Source organism: Paraburkholderia lebeckiae (genome assembly GCF_014201005.1).
Lineage (GTDB): Bacteria > Pseudomonadota > Gammaproteobacteria > Burkholderiales > Burkholderiaceae > Paraburkholderia > Paraburkholderia tuberum.
In genome coordinates, this window is record NZ_JACHDK010000011.1 from 1 (window position 1) to 17460 (window position 17460).

The 17460-nt window shown below is 63.4% G+C and carries 15 protein-coding genes, 1 rRNA gene and 2 pseudogenes; 11 read left to right on the forward strand and 7 right to left on the reverse strand.

Annotated elements, in window-relative coordinates:
- Positions 1 to 88, forward strand: a 5S ribosomal RNA gene (gene rrf / locus HDG39_RS36055); the annotation flags it as partial.
- A 126-nt stretch (positions 89 to 214) separates the two neighbouring features.
- Here the strand turns inward: rrf and HDG39_RS21195 are convergent.
- Positions 215 to 588 (reverse strand): annotated as a pseudogene (locus HDG39_RS21195) (IS66 family transposase); the annotation flags it as partial.
- A gap of 44 nt (positions 589 to 632) precedes the next feature.
- On the opposite strand from HDG39_RS21195, the pseudogene HDG39_RS21200 reads away from it, so the two are divergent.
- Positions 633 to 1015 (forward strand): annotated as a pseudogene (locus tag HDG39_RS21200) (IS66 family transposase); the annotation flags it as partial.
- Positions 1016 to 1174: 159 nt separating this feature from the next.
- Here HDG39_RS21200 and HDG39_RS21205 read toward each other — a convergent pair.
- Positions 1175 to 2185 (reverse strand): LysR family transcriptional regulator, encoded by a 1011-nt coding sequence (locus HDG39_RS21205; RefSeq protein WP_184008326.1) that lies wholly within the window; start codon positions 2183 to 2185, stop codon positions 1175 to 1177.
- Positions 2186 to 2384: 199 nt separating this feature from the next.
- Here HDG39_RS21205 and HDG39_RS21210 point away from each other — a divergent pair, with 199 nt between their 5' ends.
- From HDG39_RS21210 to scpC, 3 genes are all read left to right on the forward strand, one after another.
- Positions 2385 to 4598 carry an FUSC family protein gene (locus HDG39_RS21210; protein WP_184008328.1) on the forward strand — a complete coding sequence of 738 codons (2214 nt, stop codon included), beginning with the start codon at positions 2385 to 2387 and terminating at the stop codon, positions 4596 to 4598.
- Positions 4599 to 4736: 138 nt separating this feature from the next.
- Positions 4737 to 4955, forward strand: coding sequence for a hypothetical protein (locus HDG39_RS21215; protein WP_184008330.1), 219 nt, complete (start codon positions 4737 to 4739; stop codon positions 4953 to 4955).
- Between the two features lie 177 nt (positions 4956 to 5132).
- Complete coding sequence (scpC, locus tag HDG39_RS21220; protein ID WP_184008590.1) at positions 5133 to 6632, forward strand: succinyl-CoA:acetate CoA-transferase ScpC; 1500 nt, start codon at positions 5133 to 5135, stop codon at positions 6630 to 6632.
- 104 nt (positions 6633 to 6736) lie between these two features.
- On the opposite strand, the gene HDG39_RS21225 is transcribed toward scpC, so the two are convergent.
- The 3 genes from HDG39_RS21225 to HDG39_RS21235 form a co-directional block, all read right to left on the reverse strand.
- Positions 6737 to 6991, reverse strand: a complete 255-nt coding sequence (locus HDG39_RS21225; RefSeq protein WP_018420763.1) for a GlsB/YeaQ/YmgE family stress response membrane protein — start codon at positions 6989 to 6991, stop codon at positions 6737 to 6739.
- Between the two features lie 162 nt (positions 6992 to 7153).
- Positions 7154 to 7861: an MgtC/SapB family protein gene (locus HDG39_RS21230; RefSeq protein ID WP_184008332.1), complete on the reverse strand. Its 708-nt coding sequence runs from the start codon at positions 7859 to 7861 to the stop codon at positions 7154 to 7156.
- A gap of 477 nt (positions 7862 to 8338) precedes the next feature.
- Positions 8339 to 9502, reverse strand: coding sequence for a metallophosphoesterase (locus tag HDG39_RS21235; RefSeq protein WP_184008334.1), 1164 nt, complete (start codon positions 9500 to 9502; stop codon positions 8339 to 8341).
- A gap of 397 nt (positions 9503 to 9899) precedes the next feature.
- On the opposite strand from HDG39_RS21235, the gene HDG39_RS21240 reads away from it, so the two are divergent.
- The gene (locus HDG39_RS21240; RefSeq protein WP_184008335.1) at positions 9900 to 10247 is read left to right on the forward strand and encodes a hypothetical protein; all 348 of its coding nucleotides are present in this window, start codon (positions 9900 to 9902) and stop codon (positions 10245 to 10247) included.
- Positions 10248 to 10305: 58 nt separating this feature from the next.
- Here HDG39_RS21240 and HDG39_RS21245 read toward each other — a convergent pair whose 3' ends face one another.
- Positions 10306 to 10890: a malonic semialdehyde reductase gene (locus HDG39_RS21245; RefSeq protein ID WP_184008337.1), complete on the reverse strand. Its 585-nt coding sequence runs from the start codon at positions 10888 to 10890 to the stop codon at positions 10306 to 10308.
- A gap of 140 nt (positions 10891 to 11030) precedes the next feature.
- On the opposite strand from HDG39_RS21245, the gene HDG39_RS21250 reads away from it, so the two are divergent.
- The 5 genes from HDG39_RS21250 (at position 11031) to yjfF (ending at position 16826) form a co-directional block, all read left to right on the forward strand.
- Positions 11031 to 11633, forward strand: a complete 603-nt coding sequence (locus tag HDG39_RS21250) for an alpha-ketoglutarate-dependent dioxygenase AlkB family protein (RefSeq protein ID WP_184008339.1) — start codon at positions 11031 to 11033, stop codon at positions 11631 to 11633.
- A 181-nt stretch (positions 11634 to 11814) separates the two neighbouring features.
- Positions 11815 to 12801: an ABC transporter substrate-binding protein gene (locus HDG39_RS21255; protein WP_184008341.1), complete on the forward strand. Its 987-nt coding sequence runs from the start codon at positions 11815 to 11817 to the stop codon at positions 12799 to 12801.
- Positions 12802 to 13054: 253 nt separating this feature from the next.
- Positions 13055 to 14692, forward strand: a complete 1638-nt coding sequence (locus HDG39_RS21260; protein ID WP_184008343.1) for a sugar ABC transporter ATP-binding protein — start codon at positions 13055 to 13057, stop codon at positions 14690 to 14692.
- Positions 14689 to 15732: an ABC transporter permease gene (locus HDG39_RS21265; protein ID WP_184008345.1), complete on the forward strand. Its 1044-nt coding sequence runs from the start codon at positions 14689 to 14691 to the stop codon at positions 15730 to 15732. Before HDG39_RS21260 ends, HDG39_RS21265 begins: the two co-directional genes overlap by 4 nt.
- Positions 15729 to 16826 carry a galactofuranose ABC transporter, permease protein YjfF gene (gene yjfF / locus HDG39_RS21270; RefSeq protein ID WP_018420772.1) on the forward strand — a complete coding sequence of 366 codons (1098 nt, stop codon included), beginning with the start codon at positions 15729 to 15731 and terminating at the stop codon, positions 16824 to 16826. The genes HDG39_RS21265 and yjfF overlap by 4 nt, the downstream gene beginning before the upstream one ends.
- 92 nt (positions 16827 to 16918) lie before the next feature.
- On the opposite strand, the gene HDG39_RS35640 is transcribed toward yjfF, so the two are convergent.
- Entirely contained in the window at positions 16919 to 17293 is a 375-nt protein-coding gene (locus HDG39_RS35640; RefSeq protein WP_311667058.1) for a phosphatase PAP2 family protein, read from the reverse strand.
- Positions 17294 to 17460: the final 167 nt, after the last annotated feature.

Below are 17460 nucleotides of genomic sequence, written 5' to 3' on the forward strand. Positions count from 1 at the left end.
ACCCCTTCCCATCCCGAACAGGACCGTGAAACGACTCCACGCCGATGATAGTGCGGATTGCCCGTGTGAAAGTAGGTAATCGTCAGGCTCCCCCCACGTCAGAAACCCCACCCGCCGCGGTGGGGTTTTTGCGTTTACGCGGCCTAAATCAACAGCAACATCGACAGAGATGATCGTAAGGTAAGCGCCCGGTGAAGGCACGGGAGCGAGCTGGCTAGCTGCTGCGATCAGGCACCGCGGGAGCCCAGCGGTGAGGGAGTAACTGTTCGATATCAGCTGCGCGATGTGTTGGCAGCGCGTGAGCACGTCCTTCAGATAGGTGAGCGGTTCATGCCCGTTCAGTTGCGTCGACCGGATCAGGCTCATGAAGGCAGCGGCACGTTTGCCGGCACGAAGTGAGCCCGCGAACAACCAGTTTTTTCTCCCAGTTGCCTAGGGCCTGATCTGATTTTCCGCCCAGTCATTGCACATTGGCACATCTCCATCGTCGAGGTAGCACGTGAGTGCCTCCCAGCGATTGAGGCTGTAGTCGATGGCTTTCGCGATTCCTGAACCTTCTGGAACCAGACGCTGCTGCGCACTCATCCACGCGTCCTGGACGCGGCGCGCAGTTGGCAGACAAACTGTTCACGGGCATCCGTAAGGGCGCTGTCCTGATGACCGATGGCTATGGACCCTATAACGGTATCGCCGAGCGATACCAGCTCGTGCACCTTGGATGCTGGGTTCGCTGCCGGCGTTACTTCGTCAAGTCAGAGGAAAATGTGCCCAAAGCTGCGCGCCCGCCCGATCTGCTCGCGACGCGCTTCATCAAGCTGATCGGAAAGTTGTTCGTTGCCAAGGCGGGAGCGCGAAATGGAACCTGCGCGAGCAGTTGCCGAAGCTGATCGGTTATGTCGGGAATGGTGACTGGCCCATATCGAATAACGACTGTGAAAATTCGATCCGTCCGTTTGTGATCGGGAGGCGCGGCTGGTTGTTCAGCGATACGGTTGAAGGCGCGACTGCGAGCGCCAATCTAATCGTTCGTGAAGATCGTGAAGCGACAATTACGCCGCCTGTATGGACAAGCCTGACGCGCCAGGCTCTTGCATTTGAACACTACAATGAGCGCCATCCGCACAAAGCCCTGGAATACCGCTCGCCGCGTGAGTTCAGACGTGCTGCCGCGACTTCATTGACCTAACGATGTCCGCGTGTCCTGAGTTACAGGGGCAACTCCAACCAGCTGCACTGGGTCATCTCCGCCCCCCAGTTGCCCGACCTCAGCAAGCAATGCTTCGTCGCGCGCAATCACCTTTGGCAGATGCGAGCGCAAGAATTCGACCCACGTGCGCGTCTTTGCATCGATGAATTTGCGCGACGGATAGAGCGCATAAACAGTCGTCTTCTGCAGCGTATATTCCGGCAACACGCGCACCAGCGTGCCATCGCGCAACCCGGAAATGGCCGCGTAGAGCGGCACCATGCCGATGCCCATGCCTTCGCGGATCGCCACGATCAATGATTCGGCGATGTTCACATGCACGGGGCCGTCGACTTCCATCAACTCACTGCCGTTCGGGCCGTCGAGCGTCCATTCATGTGGCGGGAACGCCGGCGTATGCAGGATCAGACATTCGTGATGCGCAAGGTCAGCCGGTTCTTGCGGCGCGCCGTGCGCCCGCACGTAGGCCGGCGATGCGCACAGGATGCTGAACGTCGTCCCCAGCGGAAACGATACGAGGTCCGAATTCGGCAGCGTCAATGCGCCGATCACGGCCACGTCGGCGCTGCCCTCGAACAGATCGGGCATGCGCTGCGATAGCGTCAACTCGACGGTCACATCAGGATAAAGCTCGCGGTAACGCGAAATGGCCGGCAGGACGTAGTGCTGGCCGATGCTCGCAAAGCTATGCATGCGCAGTGCGCCGGTTGGTCGCTCGTGTGCGCAACTGGCTTCTTCTTCCGCAATATCGACATCCGCGAGGATCTGCTGCGATCGTTTCAGATAGCGCTCGCCGGCGGTGGTCAGCGCAAGCCGACGCGTCGAGCGATTCAGCAGGCGCGTGCGCAGATGTGCTTCAAGCTCCGAGACCGCGCGAGACATCGCGCCGGTCGTTGAATTGAGCGATTGCGCGGCCGCGGTGAAGCTACCGGCTTCAACCACGCGCACAAACACTCGCATATTTTGTAGCGTGTCCATCAAACCTTCTGTTTCATGATCAAGGTCATATTTTCCGTCAGTCTCAGAACCCTATTGTTGTCCGTTCTGGAACAGATGTTCTGCACCCGTCGGCTTAATGTACACATCGCGAACTCCTACAATCGGCGCCTCGCCTGCCGGTGTCAGCCATTCTGTCCGGAGGCTCTCTCAGCGACCACGTGGGGTGCACTGTTTCCAGATGAAACCCGATCATGCGATCGAACCGTCGGCGGATTTCTTCGGTCCGCGCGGCGTCATGCGGCGACGCCTCAGCCGAGCCAAACTCAATCGCGCCGCGCGCGACTGGGCTAGCAGCGACGGCCTGACCTGGCTGCATCTGCTGAAGACGGTCACCGCCGGTCTGCTGGCGCTGGGCATCGCGATGCTGCTCGATCTGCCGCAGCCGCGCATTGCGATGACCACTGTCTTTGTGTTGATGCAACCGCTCAGCGGCATGGTGCTCGCGAAGAGCTTCTACCGGATTCTCGGAACGGCAGTAGGGACCGTGGCCGCGCTCTTGCTCGGCGGGCTGTTCGTTCAGCAACCCGAACTGTACATGCTCGGCATGATCGTGTGGGTGAGCGCCTGTATTGCTGCGGCGGTCCGGTATCGGCATTTCAGATGGTATGGTTTTGTGCTCGCGGGTTACACCGCCGCGCTGATCGGCATTCCAAACGTGACGACGCCTCAGGGACTGTTCCTCGCCGCACTCACGCGTGCGGCGGAAGTGGCGGTCGGCATCGTGTGTTCGAGCGCGGTCAGCGCGGTGCTGCTGCCCCAGCGCTCGATCCTTGCGCTGCGACGTAACCTTCAGATCAGGTGCGCGAATTTTACTGCGTTTGCTGTCGACGTGCTCGCACGCGGGCTCGAGCGCGATCAGTTCGAACGGCGTTTCGCGGATTTCGTCGACGAAATCGCTGGCTTCGAAGCAACCCGTACGTTCGCCGCATTCGAAGATCCGGCGATGCGCTCGCGCAGTGCGCATCTGGCACGTCTGAATGGCGAATTCATGGATGCGTGCGCGCGTCTGCATGCGCTGAATCAGTTGCTCAAACGGTTGCGCGCCAGCCGCGCTGTGTCGATACTCGCGGCCGTCGGTCCGTACCTCGACGAACTGGGAGCCTTGTTCGAAGCACAAGCTGAAGCCGGCGTCGAAGCATCGCGCGCAGCAGCCGACCTGCGCCACTTTCGAACGAGCTTGCCACGCCGGGTACGCGAAACCAGGCGGCCGCTCGAAGCCGCGTCCGCGCAATCGCTTGCGGACTTCGACACGGCAGCCGAATTGCTGTATCGATTCGTGGGCGAATGGATAAGCTATTCGCAAACCTATGCACGCTTGTGGCGCAAAACAGCAAGCCGGCAGCACAGCCTACGATCCAGCTCAAGCCCAACCAAGAGTCATCGCACAAGCAGACCTATAAGCCGCACAAACCACTTCGCCGTACTGTTCACGTTCCTGCGCTCGGCTGTCGTCATCGGAATCGCCGGTGCGTTCTGGATCGCGACCAACTGGCCGAGCGGCGGTCTCGCCGTGATTGGCGCAACACTGGTCGTCGCGTTGACGTCCACTGCGCCAAGCGCCACCAGAATGGCCATTCAGATGGCGATCGGCGCGGTGCTCGCGACGCTGGCCGGCTATGTGTTCATGTGCTACGTGTATCCGAACATCGATGGTTTCCCGCTGCTTTGCGCGGTACTCGCGCCGGTGCTCGCGCTCGGCGCATTCATCGCGACCCGTCGCGGCGCGGCGGGGCTTGGCATCGGCTTTTCGGTGTTCTTCTGTCTGCTGGCCGGGCCGGACAACGTCGTCAGCTACGTGCCCGACCTGCTGATCAACAACGGCATCGCGCTCACCGCGTCGATGCTGCTCGCAGCTGTTGTTTTCGCGGTGGTCTTTCCCGCCGATATGCGCTGGCTCGTCGACCGGATCATGGGCGACCTGCGCGCGCAAACTGTGTCGGCATGCAAGGACGCGCTGCCGGGTCTGAACCAACGTTTCCAGTCCGGCACGCATGATCTGACTTCGCAACTGCGCGTGCTGTTGGCGCACCGTTCACGACGACGGCGCGACGCACTTCGCTGGATGCTCGCGACGATCGAAGTAGGTCACGCCGTCATCGATCTGCGCAACGAAACCGCACGCGCCGATTATGCCGACATCCTTCAGCCGCGTTGGCGCAGCGTGATCGAACACACGTGCGACGATCTCGCCCGGCTCTTCCAACGCCCAGGTCCACGTTCGCTCGAACGCGCACTCGTCGCCGTGCGCTCGGCCACCTGGCTCGCGCAAGACATGCTGCAGGCAGTGCACGCCGAGCGCGACCTGCATCACGATCTGCAACGTATCTTGAGCTGTCTGCACTTCATTCGTAGCGCGTTGCTCGACGAGGACGCGCCCTTCAATCGTCGCTGAGCAATGCTGCGTGGATCTTTCTGCCAGATGGAAAGATCCCTTCCGGGCGGCCCCGTTTATTCGCGTAGGTGGCGGTCATATAGTTTCGTCACTGCCTCGCAGTATTCGTCGCAGTAGTCGTAAGTCCTGGAGAACGAGATGAAAGTGTTGAAGATGGTCCTGATTGCCTGTTCTTTGTCCACCGCTGCTGCCGCCTATGCACAGACGGCGCCGGCCGCGCCGGAGCAGCAGGTTGCGCAAGCGGATGGCCAGCGCGCCGATAAGGTTGCCCCGCGCAAGCATGTGGAAGCGCCGAAAGCGAAAGCTGATGAATGTGTCGGCCCGATGAGCTTCTGCAACATCTACTTCGGCAGCTGAGTCCGGCTGCCTCACGCGCAACACCTGTCGCGGACCCTATCGCGCGACCCAACACCTGCTCGCGACGCCGTCCGATCGAGACGCCGCGGCGGGTGCGGCAACCGTCTATTGAGCGAAGCACACCGCAGACGTGCGCACCAGTAGACGGAGCTGGCGACTATGGAGAGACTCCCTTTCATGTACGAAGACCGAATTCGCTGCGCCGCGCTGCGCGGAAAAATCACCACGGCCGCCGACGCGGCGCTTCTGATTCACGACGGCATGCGGGTTGGCGCAAGCGGCTTCACGCGCGCGGGCGACGCGAAGGCCGTGCCGGTCGCGCTCGCCGAGCGTGCGCGCCGGCTGGGCGAGCCGCTGCGCATCACGTTGATGACTGGCGCCTCGCTCGGTCATGACGTTGACCGCATGCTGACCGAAGCGCATGTGCTCGCGCGCCGTCTGCCGTTTCAGGTAGACAAGACGCTGCGCGACGCCATCAATCGCGGCGAAGTGATGTTCGTCGATCAGCATCTGTCCGAGACCGTCGAGATGCTGCGCGCAAACCAGCTAGGCAAGCTCGATGTCGCGATCATCGAAGCCGCCGCGATCACGGAGAGCGGCGGTATCGTGCCGACGACGTCGGTCGGCAATTCGGCGAGCTTCGCGATTCTCGCGGACAAGGTCATCGTCGAGATCAATCTTGCGCAGCCGCTCGGGCTCGAAGGCTTGCACGACATCTGGATTCCGGGGCGCCGGCCGCATCGCGAGCCGCTGTCGATCGTGCGCGCGCGGGATCGCGTCGGCACACCCGCTATCGAGATTCCGCCCGAGAAAATCGCGGCGATCGTGATCACGGACATGGCCGACAGCCCGTCCAGGGTCTTGCCCGCGGATCGGGAAACCGCCTTGATCGCCGGTCATTTGATCGAATTTTTCCAGCACGAAGTTACGCGTGGCCGCATGCCGAAGCAGTTGCCGCCGCTGCAGGCGGGCATCGGTACGATCGCCAACGCGGTGCTGGCGGGATTCGTCGATTCGCCTTTCGAGGTGTTCGAAATTTATTCGGAAGTCCTTCAGGATTCGACGTTCGATCTGATGGACGCTGGTAAGGTCGCGTTCGCGTCCGGCGCGTCGATCACGTTGTCGGCCGCGCGGCAGGCGCAGGTATTTGGCGATATCGAGCGCTATCGCGACCGGCTCGTGCTGCGTCCGCAGGAAGTCAGCAACCATCCCGAGGTGATTCGGCGGCTCGGTCTGATCGCGCTCAATACCGCGCTCGAATTCGATATCTACGGCAACGTCAATTCGACGCATGTCGGCGGCACGCATATGATGAACGGCATCGGCGGCTCGGGCGACTTTGCGCGCAATGCGTCGTGCGCGGTGTTCGCGAGCAAGTCGACCGCGAAGGACGGCCGCATTTCGAGCATCGTGCCGATGGTGCCGCATTGCGATCACAACGAACACGACGTCGACGTCGTCGTCACCGAGCAGGGTCTCGCCGATCTGCGCGGCCTCGCGCCGCGCGAACGTGCGACGCTGATCATCGAGCATTGCGTGCATCCGCGGTATCGCGAGCTGTTGCGCGACTATTACCGCGATGCGTTGCCTTGGGGAGGGCAGACGCCGCATTGCCTCGATCAGGCGTTTGCATGGCATACGCGGCTGCGCGATACAGGGTCGATGCTGCCGGCCTGATTCTGCGGCGGCCACAACCGCGGCGATAAAAACAGAAGCGACAGCCCACAAAAAAGCGCCAGCGATTCGAACCCGCTGGCGCTTGATGACGTCGGATGCCGTGCTCAGGACCCTCGTCGCACGAGCCGGATAATAAACAGCAGAATGACCGCGCCGATCAACGCGGTGATGATCGAGCCGATCCAGCCGCCGCCAAGCGAGATATGCAGCACGCCGGCGAGCCACCCGCCGATGAACGCGCCGATGATCCCGACGATGATGTCGACGATCAGGCCGAAGCCGCCGCCCCTGACCAGCACACCCGCGAGCCAGCCCGCAATCGCGCCGATGATGATCCATGCGATGATGCCGTGTTCCATATTCGAGACTCCCTGGTTGAGTGTGAACAATTCACGGTGACAGAGCTTAGTCGAAGGTTATGGGACCGTCCACGTTCACGTCGCGGAATTAACATTATCTGAATCTGCTGCCAGCTAAGTGTAGACGATGCGCGCGAACAAATGAGACTTACGCGCCGCGCTTCACTCGGGCGTCGGCTCCGCGTCCCGCGCGGTCCAACTGACGCTGGACACGCTCTTTTCCATGCTCAGGCGGCTCGCCATCTGTTCGAGCTTCGATTGATCCTTCGGATGCATCGTCAGCGTCGCCGTCACGCGAATGCGCGCCGGTTCGTCCTCGACATCCTCGCTCGTGAGGCTCTGGAACGACAGCGGCGCCGAGTACATCGAGTTGGAAATCGCGGCGCGAATGTTGATCTCGTCGGCTTCGCGGCAGACGATCGTCAGCACGTACTCGCGCACGAGGTCGGCGTTTGAAACCGGCGTCGAGTTGATCATCCGGCTCACTTCACGCAGCACGGTGTTGGCCAGCAGCACGACCGCGGTGCCCGCGAGCGCCGGTCCGTAATGTCCCGCGCCGCTCAACACGCCGACGGCCGCCGAGCACCACAGCGTCGCCGCGGTGTTGATCCCCTGGATCGAGCCTTTGTCACGCATGATGACGCCGCCGCCAAGAAAGCCGACGCCGGACACCACATAGGCGGCAATCTGCGTGACGCCGCTGACGCCGTTGCCGGTCAGCACGCCGAGCGTGACGAACAGGCACGCGCCGCTCGCCACGAGCGTGATCGTGCGCAGGCCGGCAGTGCGCTGGCGCATCTGTCGTTCGAGGCCAATCGCGACGCCGCAAGCAAAAGCGGTCAGAAGCCGCAGGAAGAATTCGAGTGTCATCGTTCAGAAAGTTTGGCGTGCGTGCTGCCGCAGGGTGAAGCCTACGCGTGCGAACGTCAGGTCGTCTACCTCGTGCACGGTAAGCGCATGAGGGTGGAACGAAATACGCGCGCACACGCGTGCAGCGGCCGGAAGCGTGCGGCATCGGCATGGCATCGAGCCACGCTGCGCTTCACCGACAGTACGCGAATGACAATGAAATGAGAGCGACGTGCGCCATCGAGCCCCGAGGGCAGGACGGCAACAGGGACACCTGACGCGGAAATCCTGCCGCTCAGGCGAGCGGGCAAATCGATACTCGGCTGGTACAGCTGCTACTGTCCAAGATCGTGATTCCGGTTAAAAGAATTGCGCGGATTGTAGAGGGCGGCGCAAAGTTCAGTCAAGCCGCGATCGGCGGAGAGTGCGCATGTGGGTTTGCTACAGCCGTATCGTAGACAGGCCGTAATTAATTGCTCCGGACTGCGAATGTTGAGTTCAATCCGGTTCGCCCGGCACGAGTCTCAAGCGCGTGATTTCCGAAGGTGCACCGAGTCGTTTCGGCGGACCCCAATAGCCCGTACCGCGACTCGTATAAACCCAGAGTCCGTTCAGGCGCGCGAGGCCTGCCGTGAACGGCTGTTGCAGGCGCACAAAGAAATTCCACGGAAAGAACTGACCGCCGTGCGTATGACCCGACAACTGCAGCGTAAAGCCGGCCGCCGCGGCCGCTTCGGCCGAACGCGGCTGATGCGCGAGCAGCACCCTGATCAGCACGTCGCCAGGCGCGCCGGCGAGCGCCGCGACCGGGTCGCTGCGATGCGCGGGGTCGTGATGACCCGCCGAGTAATCAGTGACGCCGGCGATTACGGCGCGCGCGCCGTCATGGTCGACGATCACGTGTTCGTTCAGCAGCACCCGCAAGCCGAGCCGGCGGAATTCGGCAATCCACGAGTTCGCTCCGGAGTAGTACTCGTGATTGCCGGTCACGAGAAACGCACCGTGCCGTGCGGCCAGCCGCGACAGCGGCTGTGTATGCCGGCTCAGCTGCGGCACGCTGCCGTCGACGACGTCGCCCGTCACCGCGATCAGATCCGGCTTGAGCCGGTTCACCGCGTCGACGATCGCGTCGACATAACGGCCCTTGATCGTCGGGCCGACGTGGATGTCACTGATCTGCACGATCGTGAAGCCTTCGAGCTCGGCAGGCAGATCGTCGATCGGCACGTCGATCGTGACGACGCGCGCGCGACGGCGCGCGTTGAACAGGCCGATCAGCGTCGACAGCAGCGCGAGCAGCGGCACCGCCGCCGCCGAGCCGGTGCGCCAATGCGCGATCGTGAGCGTGTTCGGCCAGATCGCGTCGATCGTCAGCAGCGACGCCAGCACGAGGTCGCGCGCGAACGTCAGTACCAGCAGCGACGAGAAGAAGCCCATCGCGAGCAGGCCCACCCACGCGAGACGGTCGCCGAGCGGCTGGCGCTTGAAGCCGCGCGCCATCATGCCGACCGGGATCAGGTAGATCGACAGCACGAGCCACAGCACGCACAGCCCGCGGCCGGCCGCGGTGATCGGCATGTCGGGAATCAGGCGCAAGCCGACGTAGATATGCAGCAGGATGCCAATCAGGATGATCCGGACAAGAAACGATGAACGTCGCATAAAGAGAATCGGGGCGGGAAGGAGGCCAAAGGGCCGGCATCAGCGGCAGCGCGGCGGCGATCGGTTAACAAACGCGGCGAATCATTCTACCGACATGTTCGGTCCCTTGCCTTCGCAAAATTCGTGCTCCCGCACCGCACGACGCGCCGGGCCCCGAAGCCGCCGGGACGAGCCACGAAAGGTGTTCGCCGGGGCAGGCGCATTCCGTGCTCAGCACATACTTACAGGGCCGCGCGCCACGCATTCAATGCCTATGCAAGCGAATTAAATGGGCTTTGAATTGTATTCATGCGTGGAGTATGCTTGAAACAAGCCAGCTTGTTGCCGGGGCAGCGTAGGGCGCTTCGGCCATGACAGGTTCTGTCGCCGGGAAAGATCGGGCGGGGGGAGGCACACCATGAAGCTGCTCAAATCGGGCCACCTGTGGCATCACGCGCACGAAGTGCATCATGTGCATCATGAGCATCATGTCGGGCACGAGGGAAGCCATGTGATGCTGCCGCTCGTCGGCATCTCGCTGATGGCGATTGCGCTTTACGTCGGCGTACGCAACATCGATTTCTCCGAACTCGGCAAAAGCGCGCTGTTCGACGTCGTGATGGTGTGCGTCGCGCTCGGCATCGCGGGCCTGTTCGGTGCGGTCGGCGCGTGGCTGCGCTCGAATGGCGACGAAGCCGAAGAGGGCTTCTGCTTCATCGGCGCGCTGATCGGCACGGTGGTCTTTTATGTCGCGGTGCTGACCTGACGCGATCCGATCCAGCGCGTGGCGCGCACCCGCAGCGCTATCCATCATCAACGCCCCGTCACACTATGCGCGCCGCTTCGTCGAACGAAAAACGCGGGCTGCGCGCAAACAGCTTTGACGGATCGCCGTGGCCAAGATTGATCAGGAAGTTCGACTTCAGCGTCGTGCCCGCAAAAAACGCTTCGTCGACCTTGGCCTGATCGAAGCCCGACATCGGCCCAGTGTCGAGACCGAGCGCACGCGCCGCGAGAATCAGATACCCGCCTTGCAGCGTCGAATTGCGAAACGCCGTGTCCGCAATCAACCGCTCGTTGCCGACGAACCAGCTGCGCGCGTCCGCATGGGGAAACAGTTTCGGCAGATACTGGTAGAAGGCCATGTCCATGGCGACGATCACCGTGACGGGCGCGGCCATCGTCTTCTCGAGATTGCCAGCCGACAACGCCGGGCGCAGTTTCTCCTTGCCCTCCGGCGTCCTGACGAACACGAAGCGGCCCGGACTCGAATTGGCCGAGGTCGGGCCGAGCAGTACGAGCTCCATCAGCTCGCGCAGCACGGCGTCGTCGATCGGCTTGTTCTGCCAGCCATTGTGCGTACGCGCGTCGCGAAAGAGCTGCGCGAGCGCCTGATCGGAAAGTGTCATGGAAGTAGTCCGTGCGAAAGAACAGAGGGAACGCGGAGAGCCGCGTCGAATGAAAGAGCAATGCGCGTGAATCAGCGGGTGAGCCGGTGTCGCCATAATAGTCAGGGTTTTGACTTGTCCGCTTGCATCCAGACATTCCGATGAGCACCGATTTATTCAACGACCTGCCGACGCCCGACGTCGACTGGTATCCAGACTGGCTCGCGGCGGCCGACGCCGAACGCCTGCTGGCCCGACTGATCGACGAAGTGCAATGGCGCCAGGACATGATGAGCACGCCCGCGGGCCGTGTTGCACTGCCGCGTCTGACCGCCTGGCAGGGCGAGCCGGACGCGGTGTACGTGTACTCGGGCATCCGCAACGTGCCGCAAGCATGGACGCCCGCCGTCGCCGAACTGAAGGCCGCCGTCGAGGCGACCTGCGGCGCGCGTTTTAACAGCGTGCTGCTGAATCGTTACCGCAGCGGCGCCGACAGCATGGGCTGGCATGCGGACCGCGAACCCGAACTCGGCAAGCAACCGGTGATCGCGTCGGCGAGCCTCGGCGTCGCGCGCAGGTTCGATCTGCGGCACAACCGCAGCGGCGTCGTGCAATCGTTCTCGCTGAAGGGCGGCAGCCTGCTCGTGATGAAGGGCGACACCCAGGCGCAGTGGCGTCATCGGGTGCCGAAGGAGCCGCGCGTGAGCGGCGAGCGCATCAATCTGACGTTTCGCTGGGTCACTCCGAGAGTGACGCCGACCTGAGGCAGCGAGCGGCAATGCTCTGACCGGTGCGCTATACCAAAATTGATATCGAGGGCGCGAATCATATGATTGGACGGTTAACGCGTCGCACAGTACGCTACATCACGATCCATGCGACGTGAGGGCCGCGAGGGCCGGGCAGACCGCTGGGTCGTCTACACAACAACGATTGGAGACTGTCATGGCGAATACACGACGTGCCGCGTGTCGCGCTCTGGGCGCGCTCGCGCTTTCCGCGAGTCTCGGAGCGCTGACGCTGGCCACGCCCGGCGCGCATGCCGAGGACAAGAAAATTACGCTCGGTTTTGCGCAGGTCGGTGCGGAAAGCGCATGGCGCACCGCGAATACCGAATCGGTGAAGTCGGCGGCGACGGACGCCGGCATCAACCTCAAATTCTCCGACGCGCAGCAGAAGCAGGAAAACCAGATCAAGGCGATCCGCTCGTATATCGCGCAGAAGGTCGACGTGATCGCGTTCTCGCCGGTCGTCGAATCGGGCTGGGAGCCGGTGCTGCTCGAAGCCAAGGCCGCGAAGATTCCGGTGATCCTGACCGACCGCAACATCGACGTGAAGGACACGTCGCTGTACGTGACGATGATCGGCTCGGACTTCCTCGAAGAAGGACGGCGCGGCGGCCACTGGCTCGCGGATCACTACAAGGACGATAAAGGTCCGGTCAACATCGCCGAGCTGCAGGGCACGGTCGGCTCCGCGCCGGCCAACGACCGCCACGCGGGTCTGATCGAAGTGATCAAGAGCGATCCGAAGTTCAAGATCATCGCGTCGCAAAGCGGCGACTTCACACTCGCCGGCGGCAAGCAGGTGATGGAAGCGTTCATCAAGACCTACGGCAACAAGATCAACGTCGTCTATGCTCATAACGACGACATGGCGCTCGGCGCGATCCAGGCGATGGAAGAAGCCGGCATGCATCCGGGCAAGGACGTCGTGGTGGTTTCGTTCGACGCAACCAAGGGCGGCTTCCAGGCGATGGCCGCGGGCAAGATGAACGTCGACGTCGAGTGCAGCCCGCTGCTCGGACCGCAGCTGATGTCGGCGGTGAAAGACGTGGTGGCAGGCAAGCCGCTGCCGAAGCGCATCCTGACTCAGGAGACTGTCTTCCCGATGAGCGTGGCCGCGCAAACTCTGCCGTCGCGTAAGTACTGACGCGGCGCGCAACGTCGCCGCGGCAGCGCTCGCGCGAGTGCCGCGGCGTGTGCGGTGTTCAGGCGCCGGGGCCAACGGGCTCACGGCGCGAAGGAGATGTGCAGTACGGACGCATCGAACAGGTTTCTCCAGTGGTGCCTGACCGCCCGGGCTGCTTTCTTCTGCAGCGGGCGGTCTCTTTTCAGGAGCATGCGCCCGCCGGAGCATGTCACTGGGGCCTGCCGAACCATGCATAGCCGATCGAGCGAGGTCCATGAGCCATTCCGCTACCGAACCGAATCAGCCGGACCAGCCGCAGCGCGGCACGCCGCCGGGCGCGCCAAGCCAACAGAATGACATGAGCGCGCGCGAACCGATTCTGGCAACCTCCGGCGTCAGCAAGACATTTCCGGGCGTGAAGGCGTTGCAACACGTCGACTTCCGCCTGTTTCCCGGCGAGGTCCATACGCTGATGGGCCAGAACGGCGCCGGCAAATCCACCTTGATCAACGTGCTCACCGGCGTGCTCGCACCCGATGCCGGCACGATCCGCCTCGGCGGCGAGGTGGTCGCGTTCGCGTCGCCGCAGGAAGCCGAGGCGGCCGGCGTGCGCACGCTGTACCAGGAAGTGAACCTGTGCCCGAATCTGTCGGTGGCGGAGAACATCTTCGCGGGGCGGCAGCCACGCCGCTTCGGCGCGATCGACTGGCCCGACATCAAGCGGCGCGCGCAGAAAGCGCTCGCGCGCCTCGACGTGTCGCTCGACGTCACGCGCTCGCTCGACGCCTATCCGATCGCCGTGCAGCAGATGGTCGCGATCGCGCGAGCGTTGTCCGTCGATGCGCGCGTGCTGATTCTCGACGAACCGACTTCGAGCCTCGACGACAGCGAAGTCGCGCAGCTATTCAAGATACTTCGACATCTTAAGCAATCGGGCATTGCGATCCTGTTCGTCACGCATTTCATCGAGCAGACTTATGCGATCTCCGATCGCATCACGGTGATGCGCAACGGCGAGCGCGAAGGCGAATATCTCGCGCGCGATCTGTCCGCGGATCAGCTGGTCGCGAAGATGGTCGGCCACGAGCGCATGAGCGCGCGTCTGCGCGAAGCGGCGCACGAAGGACAGGCCGCCGACGATCTGCAGGAGGTCGCGCAAGAGCACACGGAAGCAACGGCCACGCAGCCGTTCATCGAGCTGCGCGGCGTCGGCCGTCGCGGCACCTTGCAGCCGATCGATCTCGAAATGCAGGCCGGCAAGATTCTCGGCCTCGCGGGTCTGCTCGGCTCGGGCCGCACCGAAACCGCGCGGCTTCTGTTCGGCGCGGATCGCGCGGACAGCGGCACGATCCTCGTCGAAGGGCGCGTCGTGCGGCTGCGCACGCCGCACGACGCGGTGGGCCACGGCATCGGCTATTGCGCTGAAGACCGCAAGAAGGAAGGCATCGTCGCCGAACTGTCGATCCGCGAAAACATCATGCTCGCGTTGCAGGCGCGGCGCGGCTGGTGGCGCAAGATCAGCCGGCAACGCGCGCGCGAGCTCGCCGATATGTGGATCGAGCGGCTCGGCATCAAGGCGTCCGACGCCGAGCAGCCGATCGCGCTGCTGTCCGGCGGCAACCAGCAGAAAGCGCTGCTCGCGCGCTGGCTGGCAACCGATCCCAAACTGCTGATCCTCGACGAGCCGACGCGCGGCATCGACGTCGCCGCGAAGTTCGACATCATGGACCGGCTGCTCGCGCTGTGCGCGAACGGCCTGTCCATCCTGTTCATTTCGTCGGAGATCAGCGAGGTGCTGCGCGTGAGCCATCGCGTCGCGGTGCTGCGCGATCGCCGCAAGATCGCCGAGGTGGCCGGTAAGGCATCGAACGAGGACAACATCTACCGACTCATCGCAGGGAGCGGCGAATGAAGCTATCGAACTGGTTCGCGCGCGACGGGGTGGAGCGTCCGCTGTTATGGCCATGCGTGACGCTCGTGTTGCTGTTCGGACTGAACCTGCTGGTCAATCCGCATTTTCTCGCGCTGCGCACGCTCGACGGCCACCTGTTCGGCGCGCCGATCGACATCCTGAATCGCGCGGCGCCGCTCGTGCTGGTCGCGATCGGCATGACGCTCGTGATCGCGACACGCGGCATCGATATTTCGGTCGGCGCGGTGGTCGCGATAGCGGGCGCCGCGGCCGCGACGATACTCGCGACACAGGCCGTGCCGAGCGGTGCGCTGATCGCGCAGGCGCTGCTGGCCGCGCTCGTCGTCGGCATCTTGAGCGGCATGTGGAACGGGCTGCTCGTCGCGTTCGTCGGCATGCAGCCGATCATCGCGACGCTGATCCTGATGGTCGCGGGCCGCGGCATCGCGCAACTGCTGACCGCCGGGCAGATCATCCCGATCGGCGCGCCCGGCTATCTGTTCGTCGGTGGCGGCTACTGGCTCGGCGTGCCGTGCTCGGTATGGATCGCGACCGTAGCCGTGCTGGCGACCGCCGCCCTGGTGGAGGGCACGGCGCTCGGCCTGTTCATTCGCGCGATCGGCGTGAACCCGGTTGCGACACGGCTCGTCGGCTTGCGCTCGAAGGCGATCGTATTCGCGGTGTACGGCTTCTCGGGCTTGACCGCGGCGCTGGCCGGCATCCTGATCAGCTCGAACGTGCGTAGCGCGGACGGCAACAACGCGGGCCTGCTGCTCGAACTCGACGCGATTCTCGCCGTGACGCTCGGCGGCACGTCGCTGCTCGGCGGCCGCTTCAGTTTTGCGGGCACGGTGCTCGGTGCGTTGATCATCCAGACGCTCACGTACACCACGTATTCGATCGGCGTGCCGCCGGAAGCGACGCTCGTCGTGAAGGCGGCCGTCGTGCTCGCGGTCAGCGTGATCCAGTCGCCGGTGGCACGCGCGCTCGCGGTGTCGTTCGGCGCGTCGCTCGTCAAATCGCGCGGGGTGGCACGATGACGCGCGTTCTCGAAGCACTCGCCCGCGTGGTCGATCCGCGCACGCTGCCGATCGCGGTGACGGTCCTGCTGTTCTGCGCGCTGTTCGGCTTTGGTTCGGTGATGTACACCGGTTTCTTCGCGTGGCAGGTGTTGCTCGATCTGCTCGTCGACAACGCGTTCCTGCTGATCGTCGCGATCGGCATGACGTTCGTGATCGTGTCGGGCGGCATCGATCTGTCGGTGGGTTCGATCGTCGCGCTGACGACGATCGTCGAAGCCGTGCTGTCCGAGCACATGCATGTGTCGGTGTGGCTCATCATTCCGATCGTGCTGTTGATGGGCACGGTGTTCGGCGCGGTGCAGGGCGCGCTGATTCACTACTTCCGCCTGCAGGCGTTCATCGTGACGCTGGCGGGGATGTTCTTCGCGCGTGGCCTGTGCTTTCTGATCACGACGCAGTCGATCACGATCACCGATCCGACGTTCAAGGCGATCTCCGCGTTTCGTCTCAGCGTCGGCGTCGGTTCGGTATCGGCGAACGTGCTGATCGCGGCCGTGACGCTCGCGGCCGCGATCTATGTCGCCCATTTCACGCGCTTCGGACGCAACGTGTATGCGGTCGGCGGCAATCCGCGCTCGGCGCTGCTGATGGGCCTGCCGGTCGCGCGCACGCGGGTCGGCGTGTATGCGCTGAGCGGCTTCTGTTCGGCGCTCGGCGGCGCGGTGTTCACGTTCTACGTGCTGTCGGGCTATGGGCTGCAAGGGCAGGGCATGGAACTCGATGCGATTGCGGCCACGGTGATCGGCGGCACGCTGCTGACGGGCGGCGTCGGTTACGTGGTCGGCTCGCTGTTCGGCGTCGGCATTCTGGGCACGATCCAGACGCTGATTACGTTCGACGGGACGCTCAGTTCGTGGTGGACGCGGATCGTGATCGGCGCGCTGCTGTGCGCGTTCTGTTTGCTGCAGCGATTGATCGAGCGGCACGCGAAGTCGGTGCGTCGGCCCGGCGGCACCAATGCGGTCACGACGACGGGGCATGGGCACGGGCGTGACGAGACGTCGACGACGGCGTCGTCGGATTCGCAGGTGTTGGGCCGGGCGCCGGGCTAGCGCGCGGTCTTCCAGTCGCTTCGAACCACGGCGGCGCGGCGCAGCGCACGCCGCGTTCACGTTAGTCCGCGCGGCCGCTTCCGAGCGTCAGTTCATGCCGTTTGCATCGGCATAGACCGCGAACTCGGCGCATTCGTGGATTTGCGCGTCGCCAGCAGGTGCATGCAGCGCTTGAGCGCTGCAATCGTCAGCGCACTGAGCAGCAGACCCGCAAACACATCGGCGAGATAGTGACCGCCTTGCGTCGGCGTCGACAGGATCATCGTCACGTTGAGAGGAATCGCAATCAGCAAAGCCGTGGCATGCGACGCAGCGCATAGATGAAGACAATAGCGAGCGTCGTGTGAAATGAAGGCATCGACACCATGCCTTGCGCCGGCTTGCGCGAGATTGGCGACGCCGTCGCCGGGCACGATGTAGCCCTTGCCGGCGACCCAGAACCAGTCGAACGCGGTGACGAGGGCCACGCGGCCCAACCGCTCAGGTATCGGTTCAGGTAACGCCCACTTCTCCGCTGTTCCCCGTGTTCGTGTTCGTGTTCGTGGCTCGACCTTGTGCTCGGCAATTTTTGTTGGCGCTGTCTGATGAATGACAAGCACAGGTAATGCCTATCGTCTGACGGCCTTGTCGTGAC

Coding starts and splice junctions, on each gene's coding strand:
- HDG39_RS21205 (WP_184008326.1), bottom strand. CDS start 2,185: ATGGACACGCTACAAAATATGCGAGTGTTTGTGCGCGTGGTTGAAGCC.
- HDG39_RS21210 (WP_184008328.1), top strand. CDS start 2,385: ATGAAACCCGATCATGCGATCGAACCGTCGGCGGATTTCTTCGGTCCG.
- HDG39_RS21215 (WP_184008330.1), top strand. CDS start 4,737: ATGAAAGTGTTGAAGATGGTCCTGATTGCCTGTTCTTTGTCCACCGCT.
- scpC (WP_184008590.1), top strand. CDS start 5,133: ATGTACGAAGACCGAATTCGCTGCGCCGCGCTGCGCGGAAAAATCACC.
- HDG39_RS21225 (WP_018420763.1), bottom strand. CDS start 6,991: ATGGAACACGGCATCATCGCATGGATCATCATCGGCGCGATTGCGGGC.
- HDG39_RS21230 (WP_184008332.1), bottom strand. CDS start 7,861: ATGACACTCGAATTCTTCCTGCGGCTTCTGACCGCTTTTGCTTGCGGC.
- HDG39_RS21235 (WP_184008334.1), bottom strand. CDS start 9,502: ATGCGACGTTCATCGTTTCTTGTCCGGATCATCCTGATTGGCATCCTG.
- HDG39_RS21240 (WP_184008335.1), top strand. CDS start 9,900: ATGAAGCTGCTCAAATCGGGCCACCTGTGGCATCACGCGCACGAAGTG.
- HDG39_RS21245 (WP_184008337.1), bottom strand. CDS start 10,890: ATGACACTTTCCGATCAGGCGCTCGCGCAGCTCTTTCGCGACGCGCGT.
- HDG39_RS21250 (WP_184008339.1), top strand. CDS start 11,031: ATGAGCACCGATTTATTCAACGACCTGCCGACGCCCGACGTCGACTGG.
- HDG39_RS21255 (WP_184008341.1), top strand. CDS start 11,815: ATGGCGAATACACGACGTGCCGCGTGTCGCGCTCTGGGCGCGCTCGCG.
- HDG39_RS21260 (WP_184008343.1), top strand. CDS start 13,055: ATGAGCCATTCCGCTACCGAACCGAATCAGCCGGACCAGCCGCAGCGC.
- HDG39_RS21265 (WP_184008345.1), top strand. CDS start 14,689: ATGAAGCTATCGAACTGGTTCGCGCGCGACGGGGTGGAGCGTCCGCTG.
- yjfF (WP_018420772.1), top strand. CDS start 15,729: ATGACGCGCGTTCTCGAAGCACTCGCCCGCGTGGTCGATCCGCGCACG.